This is a genomic window from Sphingobacterium sp. GQ94, assembly GCF_059758715.1.
Genome location: NZ_JCAXEC010000003.1, coordinates 190072 through 213816 on the forward strand (window position 1 = coordinate 190072; position 23745 = coordinate 213816).

At 37.6% G+C, this 23745-nt stretch carries 16 protein-coding genes; all 16 read left to right on the forward strand.

The genetic code is table 11. The features are described from left to right. Positions 1 to 6 precede the first annotated feature (6 nt). The 16 genes from AC6CHH_RS04240 (at position 7) to AC6CHH_RS04315 (ending at position 23742) form a co-directional block, all read left to right on the forward strand. On the forward strand, positions 7 to 1488 hold the full coding sequence (locus tag AC6CHH_RS04240) for a RagB/SusD family nutrient uptake outer membrane protein (protein WP_498280064.1): 1482 nt from the start codon (positions 7 to 9) through the stop codon (positions 1486 to 1488). A gap of 43 nt (positions 1489 to 1531) precedes the next feature. Continuing rightward, positions 1532 to 4222 (forward strand): c-type cytochrome, encoded by a 2691-nt coding sequence (locus tag AC6CHH_RS04245; RefSeq protein ID WP_498280066.1) that lies wholly within the window; start codon positions 1532 to 1534, stop codon positions 4220 to 4222. Positions 4223 to 4229: 7 nt separating this feature from the next. Then, positions 4230 to 5294, forward strand: coding sequence for an aldose 1-epimerase family protein (locus AC6CHH_RS04250; RefSeq protein ID WP_498280068.1), 1065 nt, complete (start codon positions 4230 to 4232; stop codon positions 5292 to 5294). A 19-nt stretch (positions 5295 to 5313) separates the two neighbouring features. After that, on the forward strand, positions 5314 to 6528 hold the full coding sequence (locus tag AC6CHH_RS04255) for a hypothetical protein (RefSeq protein ID WP_498280070.1): 1215 nt from the start codon (positions 5314 to 5316) through the stop codon (positions 6526 to 6528). Positions 6529 to 6552: 24 nt separating this feature from the next. Further along, the gene (locus AC6CHH_RS04260; protein ID WP_498280072.1) at positions 6553 to 7590 is read left to right on the forward strand and encodes a sugar phosphate isomerase/epimerase family protein; all 1038 of its coding nucleotides are present in this window, start codon (positions 6553 to 6555) and stop codon (positions 7588 to 7590) included. Between the two features lie 13 nt (positions 7591 to 7603). Then, entirely contained in the window at positions 7604 to 8761 is a 1158-nt protein-coding gene (locus AC6CHH_RS04265; protein ID WP_498280074.1) for a Gfo/Idh/MocA family protein, read from the forward strand. Positions 8762 to 8780: 19 nt separating this feature from the next. Next, positions 8781 to 9569, forward strand: a complete 789-nt coding sequence (locus tag AC6CHH_RS04270) for a 3-keto-disaccharide hydrolase (protein ID WP_498280076.1) — start codon at positions 8781 to 8783, stop codon at positions 9567 to 9569. A 40-nt stretch (positions 9570 to 9609) separates the two neighbouring features. Further along, positions 9610 to 10410 (forward strand): EboA domain-containing protein, encoded by an 801-nt coding sequence (locus tag AC6CHH_RS04275; protein ID WP_498280078.1) that lies wholly within the window; start codon positions 9610 to 9612, stop codon positions 10408 to 10410. After that, positions 10395 to 11375, forward strand: coding sequence for a TatD family hydrolase (locus AC6CHH_RS04280; protein ID WP_498280080.1), 981 nt, complete (start codon positions 10395 to 10397; stop codon positions 11373 to 11375). The genes AC6CHH_RS04275 and AC6CHH_RS04280 overlap by 16 nt, the downstream gene beginning before the upstream one ends. Before the next feature lies 1 nt (position 11376). Next, positions 11377 to 12252: a UbiA-like protein EboC gene (gene eboC / locus AC6CHH_RS04285; protein ID WP_498280082.1), complete on the forward strand. Its 876-nt coding sequence runs from the start codon at positions 11377 to 11379 to the stop codon at positions 12250 to 12252. A 16-nt stretch (positions 12253 to 12268) separates the two neighbouring features. Then, complete coding sequence (locus AC6CHH_RS04290; RefSeq protein WP_498280084.1) at positions 12269 to 13450, forward strand: 3-dehydroquinate synthase; 1182 nt, start codon at positions 12269 to 12271, stop codon at positions 13448 to 13450. Continuing rightward, positions 13437 to 14654 carry a metabolite traffic protein EboE gene (gene eboE / locus AC6CHH_RS04295; protein WP_498280086.1) on the forward strand — a complete coding sequence of 406 codons (1218 nt, stop codon included), beginning with the start codon at positions 13437 to 13439 and terminating at the stop codon, positions 14652 to 14654. Before AC6CHH_RS04290 ends, eboE begins: the two co-directional genes overlap by 14 nt. After that, the gene (locus tag AC6CHH_RS04300) at positions 14654 to 16006 is read left to right on the forward strand and encodes an alkaline phosphatase family protein (protein WP_498280088.1); all 1353 of its coding nucleotides are present in this window, start codon (positions 14654 to 14656) and stop codon (positions 16004 to 16006) included. Before eboE ends, AC6CHH_RS04300 begins: the two co-directional genes overlap by 1 nt. A 214-nt stretch (positions 16007 to 16220) precedes the next feature. Beyond that, the gene (locus tag AC6CHH_RS04305) at positions 16221 to 19013 is read left to right on the forward strand and encodes a family 78 glycoside hydrolase catalytic domain (RefSeq protein WP_498280090.1); all 2793 of its coding nucleotides are present in this window, start codon (positions 16221 to 16223) and stop codon (positions 19011 to 19013) included. A gap of 128 nt (positions 19014 to 19141) precedes the next feature. Continuing rightward, positions 19142 to 20878 (forward strand): alpha-L-rhamnosidase-related protein, encoded by a 1737-nt coding sequence (locus tag AC6CHH_RS04310; RefSeq protein WP_498280092.1) that lies wholly within the window; start codon positions 19142 to 19144, stop codon positions 20876 to 20878. Beyond that, positions 20878 to 23742 carry an alpha-L-rhamnosidase gene (locus AC6CHH_RS04315; RefSeq protein ID WP_498280094.1) on the forward strand — a complete coding sequence of 955 codons (2865 nt, stop codon included), beginning with the start codon at positions 20878 to 20880 and terminating at the stop codon, positions 23740 to 23742. Before AC6CHH_RS04310 ends, AC6CHH_RS04315 begins: the two co-directional genes overlap by 1 nt. Positions 23743 to 23745 lie beyond the last annotated feature (3 nt).

Below are 23745 nucleotides of genomic sequence, written 5' to 3' on the forward strand. Positions count from 1 at the left end.
ACAACTATGAAATTAAGATATATATTATTAGGGTTAAGTTTGATGAGTCTTTCTTCCTGCAACCATTTATTGGATGTAGAACCCTATACCTTTTCAAGTGGAGATAACTATTATGAAAATGAAAGTCAAGTGCTTCGTGCGGTAAATGGTGTTTACGGGCGATTGCAAGGCTTATACACCAGTGATTTTTGGGCGCTTACTGAAATGGTGGCGGATAATACCAACTATCAATATGATGAAAGCGATCGAGGTGCTCAGCAGCGGGAAGAAATTGATGAATTTTTAATTACTTCTTCCAATACCTATGTAAACACAGCTTGGGCTAATTTATATGGAATTGTGCAACAAGCCAATGTCGTTTTGAGCAGAATCGATCCGGTGACATTTACCGATGAGTCAATAAAAAAACAATACATAGGCGAGATTAAGTTCATTAGAGCACTTACTTATTTCCATTTAGTACGCTTATTCGGTGAGATTCCTCTTCACACCACAGAAGTAATAAATCCTACAGATGCATTTACCGAGGGAAAGGCAAGTGTGGAAGAGGTGTATACCTTTGTCATTCAGGATGCTAAAGACGCTATCGCAAATCTACCTACTAGCTACGATAGCAACAACACAGGCAGAGTGACTAAGGGTGCAGCTTTGACATTATTAGGTGATGTATACCTGACAAGAAAACAATACCCGGAGGCGATAGCGGCATTCCAAGAAGTTAAAACTTTGGGCTATTCTTTGCTTGCGGATTATGCGAACTGTTTTAATCCAAATTCAAAAAACAATGTTGAATCAATATTTGAAATTCAATACGATCAAGCCGTGGAAGGGGAAAACAGTAACTTTATTTACATGTTTGGGCCAAGAAATGGCAAGTTAAAATTGGTGGGTTTTTCGGGTAATCTTGGAGGTAGTAATATTCCTACTCCGGACCTTTATAATTTATATGAAACCGGGGATTTAAGGAAAAATAAATCAATAGCATTATTTGATGATGCCTCCAATTCAAATTACCAGGAAGCGGTAGCATTTGGAGGAAAATTACCTTTTATTAAGAAGTTTTACCATGCTCCATATATTGAGGATGGACGCTCGAATGAAAACATGCCAATATATCGTTATGCACATGTTTTATTGTTATTGGCAGAGGCTCAGAACGAAGCGGGTAGCGGAGATCCATATGTAAACATTAATTTGGTGAGAAAAAGAGCTGGGTTAGCACCTATATCGGGCTTGTCGAAAGAAAACTTACGAACAGCTATTGCAAAAGAACAAAGACTAGAAGTTGCATTTGAAAATCACCGCTGGTTCCAGTTGTTACGAACAGGTCAAGCAGCTCAAGTGATGAATGCTCACGGAGTAAAAGAAAAACAACGCCTTTCTCGATTAAGTGCAGCTTCTTATGATGTGGAAGCTTTTAAACTTTTGTTTCCAATTCCACAAAGAGAGGTCCAAGTAAATGGAATTGAACAAAATCAAGGGTATTAACTTATCAGAAATCAAAACAGTATAACAACTTATATTAACCAAAATGAGAAAAATCAAAAATGTACACATGTTTTTATTCTCCATGGTTCTGCTCATATCGGTAGGATCATGTAATAACCCTGAAAAAAAAGAGGTCGTAGAGGATAATAATCCCAAAACAAAAAAAATCGTTTTACCAGAAGGATTTGCAATTGATCATATTTATAGTCCGTCGGATAATGAAAAAGGTTCTTGGGTTTCTATGACTTTTGATGATAAAGGTAGAATGATTACATCAGATCAATATGGCGGTCTATTTCGTATAGAATTGCCCCCGATTGGTTCGGATAGTACAGTAAAACCAAAAATTGAACCAATTGATTTTCCAAAAGGGAATCCAGCGGATACAAGTTCAAAGAAGGTAGGGATTGGTTTTGCACAAGGGTTGCTTTGGGCTAACAATAGTTTGTATGTTGTTGTTAACCATTTTCCAAACGATCAGCTCTCAAAAGGAAGTGGGTTATACCGTTTAGAAGATACTGATAAAGATGATAAATTAGATAAAATCACCCAATTACTAGCTCTAAACGGAGAGGGTGAACATGGACCACACAGCATTATACAAGGGCCGGATTCTGCCCTTTATATCGTTGCTGGAAATCATACTGATCTACCAAAGATGGATGCTTACCGTCTTCCTCCGAATTGGAAACACGATAATTTGTTTCCTCATATTTTGGACCCACAAGGCCATGCTACCGACCGTAAAGAACCAGGGGGATGGATTGCCAAAACAGACGCTGAGGGGAAGCATTGGGAATTAATTAGTTCAGGATATAGAAACCCGTTTGATATTGCCTTTAATGATGAAGGCGAATTATTCACATATGATTCAGATATGGAATGGGATTTCGGAATGCCTTGGTATAGACCTACCAGAATTAATCACGTTACAAGTGGAAGTGAATATGGATGGAGAACCGGGAATGGCAAATGGGATCCTGCTTACTTGGATAACCTTCCTGCAGTCTTAAATATCGGACAGGGATCTCCGACTAATTTGCTTTATGCTAGTCAGGCTAAGTTTCCAGAAAAATACAAAAATAGTTTATTGGCGTTTGATTGGAGTTTTGGAATTATTTATTCCGTTCGTCTGGATCCAAAAGGGGCAAGTTATCAAGCAACGGCTGAGGAATTTATCTCGGGTTCGCCACTTCCATTAACCGATGGTGAAATAGGTCCGGACGGTGCTCTATATTTTCTTACTGGGGGCAGAAGATTGGAATCCGATTTATATCGAGTTTATTATAAAGGACATCAGGATATTAAAGAAAATGCTAATCCAGGATCGAAGAAAATATCAAAAGACATCGCTTTGCGTAGAGAAATTGAGAAGTTTCATAAACCATCAGCTGCTGGAACTGCCGAAAAAATGTGGGAATATCTAGGTCACCAGGATCGATTTATTCGTTATGCAGCACGTGTTGCGATCGAGCATCAACCATTAGATTCATGGAAAGATTTAGTTTTTAAAGAAAAAAATGTTGTTCGCTTAACCGAAGCGATGATGGCCTTGGCTAGAAATGGAGACCCTTCACTACAAGGTCTAATGTATGCTAAACTTGGAACCATTGAAATAGATAAGCTTCCGCCGGCTATGTTATTAAATCTGATGCGGGTGTATGAAGTGACGATCTCTAGAATGGGGAAACCATCATTAGCTCAGAGTGAGGTATTGATCAAACGGTTTTCTGGATTATATCCTTCAAAAATTAATTTGATCAATCGTTCTGTGGGAAAAGTTTTAGTTGCCATTGGAGATCCTAAGATTGTCAATAGTACGATCGAAATGTTATATACGGCCAAAGATGATTCAACTAGTTCTTCCAATTTTATGAGTTCATCGAATTTGATTTTGAGGAATCCACAGTATGGTTTAGATATTGCAAACATGTTAGCTAATATTCCTCCTGCTCAACAGATTTATTTGGCGACGATGTTGAGTACCGCAACTCAAGGTTGGACACCTGAATTGCAGGAACAATATTTTAAATGGTTCTATAAAGGGTTTGGATACAAAGGCGGGAATAGTTACATCGGATTTATTGATAAAGCCAGAAAGATTGCATTAGAAAAAGTACCAGTGGATAAAAGAGCGCATTTTGGTGAAATATCAGGAGATTCCCTAGTTAACCAAGCTGGAAATAGATTGGCCGAAAATGTTGTAGGTGCGAAAGGTCCAGGCAGAAATTGGAAAATAGATACGGCATTAAAATACATTGAAATAAATCAGGGAATACGCAATTTCAAACGTGGAGATGAATTATTTGTGGCATTGAAATGTGCATCTTGTCATACGATGAAAGGGGAGGGTGGTTCTGTTGGTCCAGATTTAACGCAACTTGGAACACGGTTCTCTAAGAAAGACATGTTAGAAGCACTTATTGAACCTAGCAAAGTAGTTTCAGATCAGTATGAATCAAAAGTATTTCACTTAGATAATGGAACAAAACAAATGGGTAGGCTGATGGGCGAAGATGAGAAAGATTATATTATTTCTCAGAATCCGTATGCCCCACAACTCACGATTAAAATTCCAAAAAAACAAGTTCAAGACATCAAGGTGTCCGAAGTATCGATCATGCCTCCAGGCACTTTAAATGTTTTGAGTGCTGATGAGCTTTCAGATCTAATGGCTTATTTAATGGCCGGTGGAAACGAAAATAGTGACGTGTATAAAAAAGACAAAAAATAATATACTAGTGGATTTTTCAAAGAAAGATTGGTTGAATAAAGTGTCTAATTTGGCACAAGTCGGTGGCATTGAAACCTCTGTCTTAGACAATGGAAAGGGCAGAGGTACCCGTATTGCTTGGATCAATACCGGTACAGGTTTTCGATTTAAAGTTGTCATCGACCGCGCTATGGATATTGCCGATGCTTATTTTGGCCAATACAGTTTGAGTTGGATTAGCAAGTTGGGAGTCACCTCGGCACAACCGTTCTCGGACAAAGGAACAGATTGGCTACGTACGTTTTCAGGTGGTTTGTTGGTGACCTGCGGACTTAGTCACGTTGGCGGACCTGAAAAAGATGAATTTGGCACCAGGGGATTACATGATCTAATTAGTAATACACCCGCTGAAATTGTCCAAATCAAGCAACCTGATCCAGCGAATGGTGATTTAGAGATGTCGATTACAGGGAAAATGATTCAAGGACATCCTTTAGGACAGATTTTAGAATTGACACGTACTATTCGATGTTATTTAGGAGACCCAACCGTATACATTGATGACCAAGTTCAGAATATCGGTAATATTGATTCTCCCCATATGATCTTATATCATTTTAATTTTGGATGGCCGTTAATTGATGGAGGAACAAAATTACTTTGGCAGGGTCAGTGGCAACCAAGAGAAAGTGGTCTGGCAAATAAAATATTTAAAGAAGGGAATGATTTCAAGACTTGCCAGGAACCTAGGGAAGATCACAGAGGTTCCGGAGAAGAAGCCGTCTTTATCAAACCAAATTGTGACAATGAAGGTAAGAGTAATTGTGGTATATTTAATGAAAACCTAGGTTTTGCTGTAAAACTAGCTTTCATTAACGAACAACTACCTTGGCTAACCAATTGGCAACATTGGGGGAAAGGTGAATATGTTACTGGATTGGAGCCTGGTACAAATCCACCCTTAGGACAGCGAGAGATGCGTGAAAGAAAAGAGCTTATCGTTCTGAAACCGGATGAAAAGAAAGTATACAATCTTTCTTTATCAATAATAAATCAACCTGAAGCTATTCAGGAATTTGTAAATAACATGTAAAACCTATAAAATTTTTTTGATGGAAAATATAGAAAAAGCTTTTGAACAAGGTAAAGGAATATTCAGACTTGCTCCGACCTGGGTACCTAGGTCATTTTGTGTGCCAGGTCGAAGAATTAAGTTGCATCCAGATGATTATTATGTTCTAGGGGGAGAAAGAGGGGGGATTGATGAACGTTGGTTATCTTCGACAACACCAGCTAAAAATGGTCCTTTAACTGGTGAATTTGAAGGTTTAAGTTTTGTAGTTTACCAGGATGATAATGGAGAAACGCAACAAATTCTCTTATCGGATTGTGTTGAACATTTGAAAGGCAGGCTAGTCGGTGAAGAAATATGGAATGAATATAAGGCTTGGCCTATGTATTCTAAATTTTTTGACAACATGGGGCCATTACCCCACCATATCCATCATAACGACGAAAAGGCCGCGTTAATTGGTCAGGCAGGTAAACCTGAGGCCTATTATTTTCCTCCCCAATTGAATAACCACGGAGGAGATTTTCCTTATACATTTATAGGTATCGCTCCGGGTACACCAAAGGAAAAAATAAAAGAATGCTTAGAGAACTTTTCAAAAGGAGATAATAAAATAACCAACTATTCCCAAGCCTATCGTTTAGAACCAGGCACTGGTTGGGATGTTCCTCCTGGATTATTGCACGCTCCAGGAAGTTTGTGTACCTATGAACCGCAGAAAGCCTCTGATGTTTTTGCAATGTATCAGTCTTTGGTGAACGAGGCGATCATTCCTGAGGAACTATTATGGAAAGGAGTTCCCGAGCAGGATGAAGGAAATTATGATGCGTTGATGGATATTATTGATTGGGACTTGAACGTTGATCCCAACATGATGCAAAACAGATTTATGAGTCCAATTGGAGTTCATCCCGAGGAAGAGATGGAAAGAGCTGGATACAATGAAAAATGGATTTGTTATAAATCGACAGCTTTCAGTGCAAAAGAGTTAACAGTTTATCCTGGACAAAGCGTTACAATAAAAGATAATGCAGCATATGGTTTAATTATGATGCAGGGATATGGAAAATTAAATGATTTGACACTGGAAACTCCTGCTTCCATTCGGTACGGGCAATTAACTTTCGATGAATATTTTGTTTCTCATCAGGCGGCAAAAACGGGGGTAGTTATTCATAATCATTCAAGTACTGATCCGATTGTTATGTTAAAACATTTTGGACCTAACAATCCTGATTTAGAAATAAAAAAATAATTCCATAAATTTTAAACGATAAATATGAGCAAGAACAATTTTCCAAAATTGCACAATGCTACTTGGCCAGGCATTGTCGGTAAAGGTGACCATGAGCCAATTGTTTCACTAGATGAACTTTTGGAGAGCACGGCGAATGCAAATGTTAATGGGGTAAAATTTGATGGCGTTGATTTAGGACTTTTTGAGGCTCATGTAAAACTCGACCCCTCGGATGATAACATCAGCGCTTTGGTAGATAAAGTAGGGGGATATGGTTTAGCAATAGGGACTTTAGTCGCGCCAATTTGGCCACCCGATGGAGGATCGGCTATGGGAACTCAACACGATAGAGATCAATTTGTCTCTGTTGTAAAAAAGGCGAGTGAGATGGGGTATAAGCTAAGGAAACAAGGTATTAGAACCGGGAACGTTATCCGAATAGACTCCGCGACAAGTGTCCAAGAATGGGCAAAAAATCCTTTGGAAAACACAAAGATAATTGCAGAAACTTTTCGAAAAGCATGCGATGTGGCTGCCGAATATGGAGAAAGATTGGCTGCAGAGGGTGAGATTTGTTGGGGTGGGATGCATAGCTGGAAGGCCATGTTGGATACACTGGAATTAGTGGATCGCGATAATATCGGTTTTCAAGCAGATATGTCACATACTTTTTTATACCTTTTGGGTTACAATGCTCCCGAAGATCGTATTTTGAAAGCCGATTTTCAATGGGATGACAGAGAAGAGCTTGAAAGAGGTTTAAAATTCTTGACGGCTAAATTGCGTCCATGGATGATAGATTTTCATGTTGCCCAAAATGATGGAACGGTGTATGGTTCTGGATCTCATGATAAAACAGGTAGACATTGTTTACCAACAGATCCAAATGGTAGATTAAATATTGCTAAAGATGCAGGTTTTTGGCTAAGAGACGAACAAGGCAATTTAACCAATAAATTGAATCACATTTGTTGGGATGGTTGCATGTTCCCAAATCAGGTAATGCACGAAGCCCAAACTTGGAATTCAATTTTAGAATCTATGATTAAAGTTAGGGATTCCCATGGCTGGTCAGAATAAAAGCTAATTTGTTATGAAGAAAAAAGAATTAAGAATTGGATTAATTGGATGCGGATTTATGGGAAGAACCCATTCCAATGGGTATAGAAGAGTCAGTAATTTTTTTCCAGAACTGGAATATACACCAATATTGAAGGCTGTATGCTCTAGAAGCGAGGATAAAGTAAAAGCATTTGCTGAGCAATGGGGATATGAATCCTATGAGACTGACTGGAGGCAATTAATTAATCGAGATGATATAGATGCGGTTGATATCTGTACACCTAATAATATGCACAAAGAGATCGCTGTCGCTGCAGCAGCAGCTGGGAAAATGGTTCTATGCGAAAAACCTTTGTCCAGAACATTGAATGAAGGAAAAGAAATGGTCCAGGCTGTTGATGAAGCTAAAGTTAAAAATACAATTTGGTATAACTACCGCAGATTACCAGCGGTTACTTTAGCAAAGCAGATTGTTGATAGTGGTAAATTAGGAAAGATTTTTCATTATCGAACCAATTTTCTTCAAGATTGGACAATTAATGAAAATTTACCACAAGGTGGTGCTGCATTTTGGCGGATGGATGCCGAAGCTGCGGGATCTGGGGTAACAGGTGACCTATTGGCGCATTGTATTGATTTAGCGATGTGGTTAAATGGAGGAATTAAAGATGTTTCTTCCATGACTGAGATTTTCGTAAAGCAAAGGCTACATGAGGAAACCGGTAAAATGGAAGAGGTAAAAATAGACGATGCTTGCCTTTTTCATTGCCATTTTGAAAATGGTTCATTGGGTTTATTTGAATCTACAAGGTATGCAAGGGGACACAAAGCCTTGTTTACTTTTGAAATTAATGGTGAGCATGGTTCCTTACGTTGGGATTTACATGATTTGAACCGCTTAGAATTCTTTGATAATGCTGATGATTCTACAGTGAGAGGTTGGCGATCAATCCATGTAACCGACGGTGATCAACCTTACATGAGCAAATGGTGGGTTCCAGGTTTATCTATTGGTTATGAGCATTCGTTTATCCATCAGGTAGCTGATTTTCTAAAGTCAATTGAAACTGGAGAAGAATGTCACCCAACCTTTAAAGATGCCTACGAAACGCAAAAAGTATGTGAAGCGGTCCTTTCTTCTGCTAAAAACAGACGTTGGGAAAATACAGAAGTGAACTGGAACGATTGATAAATTTAAGCATAAGATAATGAACAAGATTATAAAATCCAGCTGTTTTAGCCTTGCAGCAGTTATATTAATGGCTTCCTGCAATGGCAATGCAAAACAAACTGAGAGCCAAACCCAGTCTGATTCAACAAGTTCACAAGATGGTTTTGTTACAATGTTAGACCCAAACTCTTTAGCGGGTTGGGAAGGAGATTCATTAATTTGGAACGTAAAAAATGGAGTATTAACTGGAGAGATAAAGGCGGATGCTGAACCATTAAAAAATAATACCTTCTTAATTTGGAAAAATGAGGATGTTGGTGATTTTATTTTAAAATCTCAATTCCGAATTTCTGCCAATGGCAATAGTGGTATAAATTACCGTAGTGAGCGTTATACTGAAATTCCATTTGCTCTAAAGGGCTACCAGGCAGATATTGATGGGAAAAACAATTACACTGGTCAAAATTATGAAGAGCGCAACAGAACAACTTTAGCTTACCGTGGTCAACAAACCCAAATCCCAAACCCTACCGAGCAAAACAAAGGTGAGTCTAAAGGGAATGCTTGGTCTACGCTCCAAGTAACAGATACTGTTGCAAGTGATGCTGAATTGAAAGCTGCAATAAAAGCTGAAGATTGGAATGAAATCGAAATTGTGGCTAAAGGCAATAAATTGTCACATTTTGTAAATGGGCAATTGATTTCCGAAGTTGTTGATAATGACCAAGTAAATCGCAAGGAAAGGGGGCTCATTGGCGTGCAAGTTCATGTTGGTCCGCCAATGAAAATAGAATATAAAGAGATGAAAATTAAAATTCTGAAATAATATTTTTAAATTGAAGGCCTAAAGTGATAGAGTAAAAGCTATGAAGTTGAATGATAGAGTGGTAGAGCAGCTAATGCAAAATTTAAATAGTGAAGAGAAAACATATTTAGCATTGGCTAGCGAGCAAATTAAACAAGATTATAAGACACATTTTGTTCGCCTATTTTCTACGTTAAACCGTAAGATATCAGTTACAAATAGAGAGAAAATTATCAGCATCCCCATTGGGGATGCTGATGTGCTTATTATTAAAAATTGGAGTGTTCTTCGGTTAGCAAGAGTGTGGTTATTAAGTTTAATTAATGATGAGCAAGATTCTTATTGTAAATTCATAGACAAGTTATTTGCCTATGCAGATATGCAGGAATTAGTGGCTTTATATTCTGCTCTTAGTATTTTGGATCATCCAAAATCGTGGGAAGCCAGGTGCCAAGAGGGAATTCGCAGTAATATAGGCTTAGTTCAAGAAGCTATTATTGAAAATAACCGATACCCCTTTCAATATCTGAGCAAAGAGGCTTGGAACCAAATGGTTTTAAAAAGTTTTTTTACAGCAAGAGAGGTTTTAAATATTTATGGGTTATTTGAAAAAAATAATCAATCTTTATCGGACTCTGTTGTTGACTATATTTACGAAAGAGATTCGGCCAAAAGAGAAATTCACCCTGTATTATGGCTGTTAGCTAAAGATCATTTGCCAAAGAGAGCTTGCAGTATTCTATTTTCAATACAGGAAGAATTTTTACTGAATATTAAGAAATTTAAACAAGATAACCTAACAGAAATGGCAGAAGGACTGTTAGATGATATTAAAAGCAAAAGTGTATGTGCACAGAATTAAATAGAGATTTTGCTAGTATGGGTAAACCCATGCCACTGGATTTGGAAATAATTAAGGGGATGAAATTTGTTGATCCTCATATTCATATGGTATCTAGAACCACAGACGATTACCAAGCCTTATTTGATGCCGGGGTATTGGTCGTAGTTGAACCTGCTTTTTGGGTTGGTCAGCCGCGTACAGGTCTGGATACATTTAAAGATTATTATAGTAGTTTGATTGGTTGGGAAAGATTCCGCGCCTCACAATTTGGCATTAGACATTTTTGCACCATTGGATTAAATTCAAGAGAGGCAAATAACGAACCTTTAGCAGAACAAGTTATGGATTTACTCTCCCATTTTATTTATAAAGAAGGTGTTTTGGGGATTGGAGAAATAGGTTTTGATGATCAGACTGCCGCCGAGGAAAAATATTACAGGGCGCAATTAGAGTTGGCAAAGATCGCTCAAATTCCTGTTCAGGTCCATACACCTCATCGTGATAAAACTCGTGGGACTACCCGGAGCATGGATATCGCATTAGAACATGGCTTAGATCCTTCTATGGTTATCATTGATCATAATTCTGAAGAGACCGTAAAAGAAGTCTTAGATAGAGGTTTTTGGGCGGGCTTTACGATTTACCCTTTTACCAAAATGGGAAATGAAAGAATGGTAGACATTGTTAAAACCTATGGTTCAGACCGAATCATGGTAAATTCTGCCGCGGACTGGGGAATTAGTGATCCACTTGCCGTACCTAAAACAGCCGCCTTGATGTTGCAAAAACAAGTCAGTCGGGAAGATGTTGAAAAAACAACTTATTCAAATGCTATTGAGGCATTTCAATTGAATAAACACATTGAATTGGACTTGCTGAATGAAACTTTAAATGCAGATCCAAATGAGAAATTTGAGGGAAATACAATTCTTAGGGGAGGTCAACAACCTAAGCTAGATAAAAGCTCTATTATTATATCCTAATATGCAAATTAAGGCTTGGATTCAGCTAATTAGACCCTCAAACGTCCTTACAGCAATTTCAGATGTTTTAGCAGGAGTGGCCATAGCTTGTCTATTGTTTCAAATAGGACTTCCCGATTATTCGCTGTTAGCGTGCATCAGTTTATCCAGCATGTTTTTATACACGGGTGGAATTGTTTTTAATGATGTATTTGATGCAAAATTGGATGCTATTGAGCGTCCTGAAAGGCCAATACCATCCGCTAAAGTAAGAAAAAAAGCAGCGATTATATTGGCTAGCACAGCATTTGGTTTAGGTTGTATTTTAGCTTATTTCGTAAACTCAACGGTTTTTTTGATTTCGTTAGCAATTGTACTGATGTGTCTTTTATATAATGGGAAAGCTAAGCATCATTACATATTAGGTCCTCTTGTGATGGGAGCGTGCAGGGGATTAAATTTGTTGTTAGGAGTGTCCTTCATTCCTAATGCATTATCTTATTGGTATATAGCCATAGTTCCAATTATCTATATTGCTTCTGTAACCAACGTCAGTCGAGGCGAGGTGTATGGAAATAATCGAACGGCCATGCTGGTTTCTGTCTTTTTATATTCTTTGGTTGTCTTGGCTTTGGTATACTGTGCATTTTTAAGCGATCATTTTTATGCCTTTGCATTCATTTTTGTTTTTGCTATTATGATTTTCCGACCATTGTTTAAGGCCCTTAAATCTCAAAAAACGGATGATATTCGTGCTGCGGTAAAATCCGGGGTATTGGCCTTAATACTTATGAATGCAAGTTGGATTGCACTTTCAGGATTTTCATTGTTAGCAATTTGTATTTGTGCAATTCTTCCAATTTCTATTTTTTTAGCTAAAAAATATGCAGTAACTTAAAATAAAATTATTTCTCATGAATCGCGTATTGAAACAAAGTTTTGCCATAAACTATACTTATGATATCTTATTTACAGAAAATCTTTTTTCAACCTCAAATGGTTTGTTTAAAGAGTTTTTGTCTGCCAATTCTAATTCAAATTTTAAACAAAGAATTCTTTTTATAATCGATGAATCTGTCTGGAAGGAATTTCCAAATTTAAAAGAAGATATTTCAGGGTATTTAATGGAGCTTGATTCCATTGATTTGGTATTAGATCCTGTAATAATTCCCGGAGGAGAGTACTGTAAAAATTCACCTGAATGCCTTGATCTAATTATTCAAGCTGTTGATCAATACGGAATAGATCGACATTCTTATGTAGTAGGAATTGGTGGGGGTGCCTTACTCGATTTAGTGGGTTATGCGGCAGCTATATCTCATCGAGGAATACGTCATATTAGAATTCCAACCACGGTTTTATCACAAAATGATTCAGGTGTTGGGGTCAAGAATTCAATTAATTACAAGGGAAAGAAGAATTTTATTGGAACTTTTACTCCAGCGGTAGCTGTTTTTAATGATTTCAATTTTTTGAAAACCCTAGATGATCGTTCTTGGTTGGCGGGAATATCAGAGGCAATTAAAGTTGCTTTAATAAAGGATTTATCTTTTTTTGAATGGATTGAGCAAAAAGCAACTGTATTGCCTTTACGTTCTTCTGTCGAGATGAAAGATTTAATCTTTAGATGTGCAGACTTACACCTGACTCATATTCGAAATGGAGATCCATTTGAATTAGGATCCTCACGACCATTGGATTTTGGACATTGGAGTGCCCATAAGTTGGAACAAATGACTGATTTCAAATTATTGCATGGTGAGGCCGTTGCAATTGGACTTGCTATTGATGTATATTATTCTTTTTTAATTGGGAATATTACGGAAAGTCAGGCCGTCCGCGTTATTAATTTAATACACAAACTGGGACTGCCTATTTACCATTCCATTCTTGATTCAACTGAAAGTAGGAAATTATTACTGTCAGGATTATTGGATTTTCAAGAGCATTTAGGAGGTCGATTAACTGTTGTATTGTTGGAGGATTTAGGAAAAGGGAAGGATTACCATGAATTGGACTTTGAGAAGATCCTTACCTGTTTAAATTTTTTGAAAATTTTTCAGCAAGATTATAAACGTCTTCATGAAGTTAGCTAAGACACATATTTCATACTGTACCAATATCCATGGAGGAGAATCTTGGTTGGATCATTTTCGGGAACTCAAGGCATTTGTGCCATCTATTAAAAAGTCGGTTTCACCTAATCAATCCTTTGGATTAGGATTAAGATTGTCAGCAAAGGGAGCCAAAGAATTGATGAAGGCTTCAACCTTGAAGGAGTTTAGCGATTGGTTAACAGATAACGATCTTTATATTTTTACCCTTAATGGATTCCCTTTTGGAGATTTTCACCTTAATCGAGTTAAAGATAAAGTGCATTTTCCAGATTGGACGACAAGGGAGCGTTTAGAGTATACATTAGAGCTATTTGAGATTCTTAGCACTCTATTAAAGGATGGTATACAAGGTGGTATTTCTACATCGCCATTGTCTTATCGCTATTGGTTTGATGAAAAATCTATCCAATGGCAGCAAATGAGAGCAAGTGCGACGAGGCACATCGTGGAAATTGCTGATTACCTCTATCAAAAGGAGTTAAAAACTGCTTGTTATATGCACCTTGATATTGAGCCTGAGCCAGATGGGGTTTTGGAAAATGGAAAGGAATTTATAGAATGGTATCAAAATGATTTGCTTACGGAAGCTATTTCTTATTTTAATAGAAAATACAATTTAGATAAGCAGCAAATCCAGGTCCTGATTAACCGTTATATCTGTATTTGTTATGATGTTTGCCATTTTGCGTTAGAATACGAGAATCATCAAGAAATTATTCAAGAAATAGAAAGTCACGGTATTAACATTGGAAAATTCCAGGTTAGTTCGGCATTAAAGGTTAATTTGCGTAACTCGATAGATGAACGCATTGCAATAAAATCAATTCTTCAGGAATTTGATGAACCTATTTATTTGCATCAAGTTATTGCAAAAACAAACCAAAGCGAACTTATAAAATATCGTGATCTCTCGGAAGCCTTACCTTATTTAACTGATCTGAACCAAATTGAATGGCGCAGTCATTTCCACGTTCCTATTTTTTTGGAGAATTACGGGAAGATTTCCTCAACTCAATCGGATATTTTAGACGTATTGAATCTTCAAAAGCAAAGCGCTAGAACAGCCCATATCGAAGTTGAAACGTACACTTGGAATGTGCTGCCAAAAGGATTACAAATCCCAATTGAAGATTCAATTTCACGTGAAATTAATTGGATGCTTGAATATTTAAAAAAAGATTAATGAATAGAATTGCCGTTATTGACGTAGTTGGATTATCCAGTTCAATTATTGGTGATCACACACCATTTATAAAAAAATATATAGCCAAGAATAAGTTGAAGAAGATTAAACCGGTATTACCGGCTTTAACTACTTCAACTCAGACGAGCTATTTAACGGGATCTTTGCCAAGTGAACATGGGATAGTGGGAAATGGCTGGTATGATCATGTAGATTCTGAGATAAAATTTTGGAAACAATCTAATAAATTAGTTTCTGGAGAAAACATTTGGGTTACCGCAAAAAAGATTAATCCTGATTTTACGTGCGCTCAAATGTTTTGGTGGTATAACATGTACAATGAAACTGATTTTTCGGTAACCCCTAGACCTAATTATTTAGCAGATGGTCGTAAGATTCCGGATTGTTATGCTTTTCCAAGTACGCTAAGGGACGAGTTAACAGCAAAGTTAGGACCATTTCCCCTCTTTAGTTTTTGGGGGCCGAATGCAAATATTGCATCCTCAAAATGGATAGCTGATGCCTCAATGTATGTGGAGGAAACACATCAGCCAACATTGAACTTAATTTACCTGCCACACTTGGATTATTGCTTGCAAAAATTTGGTCCTAATAGAGAGGAAATTAAACCTGAGCTTCTCAAGATAGATCAGCTCCTTGAAAATCTTGTGAATTTTTTTGAATCTAGAGATGTAGAGGTAATTCTTTTATCAGAATATGGTATTTCACCTGTCAATAACCCAATTCACATTAATCGGATTTTGCGTCAAGAAGGTCTGTTAGATATACGAATTGAAAGAGGTCTAGAACTCCTAGATGCGGGAGCTTCAGCGGCTTTTGCAGTTTCTGACCATCAGATTGCCCATGTATACACAAAAACCGAAAAAGTTAGAGACCATCTTAAAGACCTCTTAAAAACGATTAAGGGGATTGGTAAGGTGTTGGATAAAAAGGAACAAAAAGAATATGGAATTGCGCATGAACGATCTGGAGATTTAGTGTTATTAAGTGATCAAGATTCCTGGTTTACCTATTATTTTTGGATGAATGATGAATTGGCTCCGGATTATGCCCGTATGGTTGATATCCACAAAAAACCCGGATATGACCCTGTAGAAATGTTTATGAGTTCCAAATCAAGAGCTATTTTTAAACTTTTAATGAAAAAAGCTGGATTCCGTGCAGTTTTAGATATAATTCCTTTGGATGCCAACTTAGTAAAAGGCTCTCATGGAAGCATTGATATTGAACCCCAATATTATCCAGTTTTAATTACAAAGGAACATATTGAGGATGCTACTGTTGACCCTTGCCATATTAAACAAATAATATTGGATAGAATATTTGCCTAAGCGTTTTTGAATATTTTGGGTAAACCAAATTATGAGTTGATCGTACTGTTTTTTTTAACCAGTCAATCAACTCATTTTTGTAATAAACAAATTTGCATTCTTCCCCTTGTTTGCCAGCATCTATCATGTACTATCCTGCTGTACAAAATTTAAGATTTCGAACATTTGTTGGTTGGATTTTATATTTTTAGGAATCTAACCTAATTCTAATACCATGCTTGAAGTAAATCGTCCAAACAAATGTTTTATTATCATACTTTTATTGTTCAGTATTTATGGAATGAGTGTTGCAAAATCTCCACTATTACCTGTGGATCTGAAAATAGAATACTTAACAAACCCCATTGGACTAGATCAACCAAGACCACGTTTTAGCTGGACTTTACTGAGTCAGAAAAAAAATAAATTTGCGCAAAATCAACGTTCCTTCCGAATCTTGGTTTCAAAGTCAAAGGAATACCTTTTGGCTGATAAAGCAGAATCTTGGGATTCGGGTTGGATTAGTTCCAATGACATGAGTCAGATTACCTATCAGGGAGCTGATTTGCTTTCTGACCAAACCTATTATTGGAAAGTGTCGGTTAAAGACCAGGATGATCAGCAATCCGCTTGGAGTCAGATCTCAAAATGGACAACTGGGTTAATGGAAAATAATTTATGGGAAGGTAAATGGATTGGCGGAACTGAGCTTTATGATCCAAATCAGGTTGATTGTAACATTTGGGATCCATGGTTTAGAAAAACATTCGAACTGCCGAAATCTGTTGAAAAAGCAAATTTTTATTTGGCCTCAATTGGTTATCACGAACTGTATGTGAACGGTGTTCGGGTGGGCGATGAAGTTTTAGCTCCGACGGTGAGCGATCATACCAAAAGAGCTCGTTATGTGGTATATGATATAGCACCATTTCTTAAAAAAGGCAAGAATGTGATTGGCGTATGGCTGGGGACCTCCTGGTCGATATTTCCTGCCTATGATTTAGATGGTTCTAGACCTTTGCTGCCAATGTTTACTGCTCAAGCTAATCTGTATTCAAAAGGAGAGCAAGCAAATACAGTAATGCATAAATTAGTTTCTGACAATAGTTGGAAACATCAAGATTCTCCAAACCGACTAATTGGTTCATGGGATTTTGGCAAAATGGGAGGAGAATTATGGGATGATAGAAAAAATGAACACGATTGGAATACCCCTGAATTTGATGATAGCAAATGGAGAAATGCCAAGGAGTATACACTAAACTTAAATATTTCAGCGTCCAATACCCATGGGAATATAAAAGCAAAAGAAATCAAACCCATTAGTATTAAAGAGCAAAACGATGGCAGTTTTCGTGTTGACATGGGAGAAAACTTTGCAGGATGGACGCAAATAAAGGTGAAAGGTAACCCCGGAGATACCGTTGAGTTTTTATATTCCGAACGAGAATTAGAGGAAAAGACATTTAATCTACACAGTGCCTTTATTATTGGTGAGGGATTAAAAGGAGTATTTAGAAACCGTTTCAATTATAGTTCAGGGCGTTGGATCACCATTAAAGGGCTCTCTGAGAAGCCAGATTTAGAAGACATTAAAGGATGGATGATCCGAACTGATTTTCAGAATGCATCAACCTTTCAAAGTTCAGATGAATTGCAAAATTGGTTATACGAGCGCATAAAGTGGACATTCGAAAATTTATCAATTGGAGGTTTTATTGTAGACTGCCCGCAAAGGGAAAGAATGGGCTATGGAGGTGATGCTCACGCCACCAGTGAGACCGGAATGATGAATTATCAACTTGGGGCTTTTTATTCTAAATGGATGCAGGATTGGAGAGATGTTCAGGGCACAGAACCAATGGTTGGAAATATGCGTGATAAAAATTATGCACGAAAGGCTGTAACAAGTGGAAGGGTTATGAATAATGGCATATTACCACATACTGCACCAACCTATTGGGGTGGTGGAGGTCCATCATGGGGTGGAATTGTCGTTTCTCTCCCATATTTTATGTATCAGCATTATGGAGATAAAAAAGTGCTGAGCGAAAATTATGAGCTAATAAAAGCTTGGCTTGCTTTTTTAGATACTGAGGTAAAAAATGATCTATTGCAACGCTTTGGGGGCACCTGGGATTTTCTTGGGGATTGGTTATGGCCAAATGCAACAGCAGAGGGTATGAATAATGACAAAGAAGAAACACTGGCCTTAAATAATTCCTATCGGGTATATAATTTACGTACAGCGGCAAAAATTGCCACTTTGTTAGGGGAGGAAATACAAGCCAAAACCTGGATTGATAAAGCTGAAGCATCTTCGGCGGCTATCCATGCAAGATTCTACAATCAAGAAGAAGCCAACTATGCCGATGGGTCAATGGCAAACTTAGCGGCAGCATTATTAGCCGATGTACCTCCAGATTTTGAAAAACCTAGAATAATAGCGAGTTTGGAGAAGGAAATTTTAGTAACCCGTAAAGGACATATTCATGCAGGAATTACCGGCGGTGCGTTGCTTTTTAAATGGCTCCGAGACAATAATCGTAATGATTTAATATACAGTATGACCAGTAAAACGGATTATCCAAGTTGGGGTTATATGAAAGAAAATGATGCCACAACAATTTGGGAAATGTGGGAAAAGGATTTACCTGGACATTCGTTACTTCATAGTTCCTATCTCTACCCAGGGGCATGGATGATAGACGGTTTAGGAGGTATCAAAATGTTGGAACCAGGGTATACAAAATTTCTGGTACAACCACCCACTGGGCAAGAAACACACCTAGATTGGGTGAATGCAAGTTTTAATTCACCTGTTGGCTTAATTACCTGTCATTGGAAGAGAACAAAAGAACGTTTATTCTTGGAAATTAATGTTCCCGTGAATTCAACCGCTATCTTAAAAATTCCAAAGAATGAAAATGTAAATATATCTGGCTATCCCAAAAGCATTAAAGAACTGCCTTCTCAGGAAGAGGGATTTAAAACGTACGAAGTACTTTCTGGGAAGTACAGTTTGTAAGACTTCTGAATATTAGTTTTGAAGCTCCCAATTCATTAAGCTCCTGTTTCGTCATGAGGGTGCAGGATAGTCATATCATTTTCAATGTATACATTTAGGCATTAATGCTGATCAAACCTATAGTAACCATGAAGACAAATTCTATATTTATTCTTATTTATTGTATTTTTTTTATCGCCCTGAGTGGGCATGCACAAACCAAATTAAGCGATAATGCCAAACATATCAGCCCTTTAACAAGGGAATATGTTTACCCCACTCGGATTATATGGCAACAAGGTGATATTCAAAAAGGTGAAAATCTTATGCTTGATGGAGATGGGCAGGCAAATCTTACGAATGATCAAATCACAATCTTAAAGAACAAGGGAGAGCAAAAAAGCTCGATTCTGTTGGATTTTGGAAAGGAACTTAATGGCGCTGTTGAAATCGTTACTGGAATGTGGTCAGGTGGAAATGTTCCGCGGAATGTTCGTATTCGCTTTGGTGAATCGGTTAGTGAGGCCATGTCAAATATTGGTGATAAAGGTGCAACAAATGATCATGCAATGCGCGATTTTAAAATGCAACTTCCTTGGTTAGGTAAAAATCAGAGTGGTGAATCTGGGTTCAGATTTGTCAGAATTGATTTTTTGGATTCGGAAGCGGAGCTTCATTTAAGAGAGGTTCGAGTGATTTCTACTTATCGTGACCTACCTTATATAGGTTCTTTTAAAAGCAGTGACGAACGGCTGAATAAAATATGGGACGTAGGAGCATATACAGTGCATTTAAATATGCAAGACTACTTATGGGATGCTATTAAGCGGGACCGATTGGTTTGGGTCGGTGACCTGCATCCAGAGGTTGCAACCGTTAATACTGTATTTGGCTATAATGAGGTTGTACCAAAAAGTTTGGATTTAGCAAGAGAGTCAACTCCTTTACCTGGATGGATGTGCGGAATAAGTACGTATTCCATGTGGTGGATAGTTCTGCATTATGATTGGTATATGGCTCATGGGGATTTAGAATACTTGAAGGCTCAAAAGCCTTATTTGCAGGGTCTTGTAAAGCAAATTCTGACTAAAGTAGTTGATGGTAAAGAACATATGGATGGAACTCGATTTTTGGATTGGCCATCTAGTGAGGATAGTTTAGCTGTTCATGCTGGATTGCAAGCGATGACCATATTGGCGTTGGAAAAAGCGTCAGAAATTAGTTCGTTTTTGAACGATCAACAAACGAAAAAATTATGCGATCAAACGGTTTTGGAAATGAGAAAAGTGGTGCCTAAGCATAATAATTCCAAACAGGCGGCTGCGTTGATGTCATTGGTGGGGTTGATGGATAAGGACAAAGCTTATCATGAAGTTCTAAAAATAGGAGGCGCTAAGAAGTTTTCAACTTTTTATGGGTATTATATGTTGGAGGCTATGGCAAAAGCCGGGAAATATGACGAAGCAATGGATATCATTTCAGAATACTGGGGAGCGATGTTGGATTTAGGGGCAACAACTTTCTGGGAGGATTTTAATATGGATTGGCTGCCGAATGCTAGCCGAATAGATGAGCTAGTGCCGGAAGGTAAGGTGGATATCCATGGTGATTTTGGCGCTTATTGTTATGTTGGACATCGCCATAGTTTTGCCCATGGATGGGCATCTGGTCCTACAATCTGGTTATCGGAGCATGTCTTAGGAATAAAGGTTGTTCAGCCAGGTGGAAAGGCGTATCGTATTAAACCAAATCTTGGCCATTTGAGTTATGCCGAAGGTACATTTCCGACAAAATATGGAACCATTCGAGTTAAACATACCAAGGATGCAAACGGAAAAATTATTTCTGAAATAGATGCTCCTAAAGAAATTAAAATTATAAAATAATGAATTTGAAGAATTTTTTCTACCTATTACTTTCCTTAATTTTTTGGGTAGTTACTGCTGAAAGTTTTGCCCAGGGAATTCAACCATCCTATCTTAGGGTAGAGTATAAGGAGCAACCATTTATTGAGCAGATAAGTCCAAGATTGAGTTGGGAACTTAAAGGAAATGGGTATAACTTGTATCAATCGGCTTATCGAATCATTGTCGCCTCTTCTATTGAAAAAATCAAGCAGAACCAAGGGGATCTTTGGGATACGAAGAAAATAATTAGTACAAGGACTAATCAGATCCCATATGCTGGAAAACCTCTAGAATCAGGACAAAAGGTCTATTGGAAAACTATGGCCTGGAACCAAAAGGATCAATCAGGAGCTTGGAGTGAATCTTCAAGCTGGGAGATGGCAAAACTTAATGCCACACAATGGCAAGCTAAATGGATCGGTAAGGATTTGAATTATCTAGCGAAGAAAGGAGAGTACCATTTACCCCCATCACCATATATCCGGAAAGAAGTTCAGATTAAAAAAGAGATTAAATCTGCTCGCCTCTATATTAGTTCTTTAGGCCTACATAATTTTTATATTAATGGAGAAAAAATAGGCGATGATTACTTTGCTTCAGGTTGGTCAGATTATAATAAACGAGTTTATTATAATGTTTATGATGTGAGTCATCATTTAAAATCTGGCGAAAATGCTTTAGGCGCTATTCTTTCAAACGGTTGGTATGCAGGTTATCTGGGGTATGCATTATTAGTTGGCTCTCCACAGGTAAATCAATTTTACGGAAAATTTCCCTTATTAAAAGCACAAATAGATGTTGTATATAAAGATGGTTCAAAGGAAATTTTTTACACGGATGATTCTTGGAAGACCTCGACAGGAGCAGTACAGGAATCTGATTTCTTAGAAGGTGAAACACACGATGCTAACAAAGAACCTGATGGTTGGAATCTCATCGGTTTTAATGATAAGAATTGGGAAAATGTGAATGAATTTCCAAATCAACAAAATCAGTTATTAGAGCTATATCCGAGTAATCCAGTACGGGTGATTAAAGAGTTATCTGCCAAATCCATTACAAAAAATGCCCAAGGAAAGTATATAGTTGATTTCGGTCAAAACTTTGCTGGAATAGTTCGGTTGAAGATGAAGGGCTTAGCAGGGGATTCATTAGTTTTTCGATATGGCGAAATGTTACATACTGATGGGAGTTTGATGACAGAGAATCTAAGAAGGGCGCGTGGAACAGACACGTATGTTTTTTCTGGACAGGACAAGGAAGAGATATGGAGCCCTAGTTTTACTTTTCATGGATTTCAATATGTAGAAATCTCCGGGTTGAAATCTGCTCCTCAAAAGGATTTTTTAACAGGTCTTGCGCTGAGTTCTAACCTTCAGCAAGTCGGGAAGTTTTCCTCAGATAGCGAAATGTTAAATCAGTTATACAGTAATATCGTTTGGACGCAATGGGCTAACTATTTGGATGTACCTACCGATTGTCCGCAACGTGATGAACGTTTGGGCTGGACAGGGGATGCACAAATTTATATGCGATCAGCAATCTATAATGCTGATGTAGCACCTTTCCATAAAAAATGGATCAAAGATTTAAATGATGCACAATGGCCAAATGGGGCATTCCCTGTTTATGCTCCAATGCCAGTTAATGAAAAGGGCGTAGCTGCCATTCGTGCAGATGATGCTTTTTCACCAGGTTGGTCTGAGGCCGGCATCATTTGTACTTATGAGATTTTTAAAGCCTATGATGACCGTCTAATCGTCAAAGAATCACTTCCATATATGCGCAAGTTTATGGAGTTTTTAAAGAAAAGAACCAAAGACCACGTTCTGGTAGAGGGGTCCTTTGAGGACGTTACACCTAAGGGTGGTTTTGGTGATTGGTTGTCTGTTGGAGATAAAACCAGTCCTGATTTACTGGCCACTATGTATTACTATTATTGTAATAAACTTATGGCAGAAATGTGCCATTCTATTGATGAACAAAATCTTGCAAAAACCTATGAAAATGAAATGGAATTGGTTCGTCAAGGATTTAAAAAACATTATATGCAAGAGAATGGCACATTAAAGACTGATGCCAAAGTTTATGGAAATGGAGCAGGGTATGTAGAAGGACAGAATGGATTCTACGGTCATACTCAAACTGCTTATGCTAATGCACTTTATTTTGGAATACTAGACCACAAGGATTCTGAAATTGCGGGTAAATATTTGAGAGAATTAGTTGAAAAAAATGGAAATAAACTTAGTACTGGTTTCTTAGGTTTTAAGCCCTTATTACCAGCATTATCGCTTTCAGGATCAACAGATAAAGCGTATAGTCTGATGTTGAGTACTGAATATCCTTCTTTGGGTTATGAGGTTGCTAATGGAGCAACATCCATTTGGGAACGTTGGGATAGTTTTACTAAGGATAAGGGATTTGTCCATAATGCCGCAATGAATTCTTTTAGCCATTATGCCTTTGGATCTGTGAATGAATGGATGTTCGAAAATATGATTGGTATTAAAGCCATTCAAAATGGATACCAACAAATCATAATCAAGCCTGAGATTGGTGATTATAGTGTAACTAAAGTTGAAGGAAGTTACCGTTCTATTGCAGGGGAAATCTCAAGTTCGTGGAAAGTTTCAAAGGGTAAGCGTGTTCAAAATATTGAAATCCCGATAAATATTACCGCATTTTGCTACATTAAAACGGATAAACCTAGTGCTATCTTATTGAATGGAAAAGGACTAAATAAACAATCCTACGTTCGATCAATTAGCCAAAAGGACGGATTCGTAATCGTCGAATTGGGGTCTGGTAAATATGAATTTAATGTTGATTCTAAAGGATAGGCT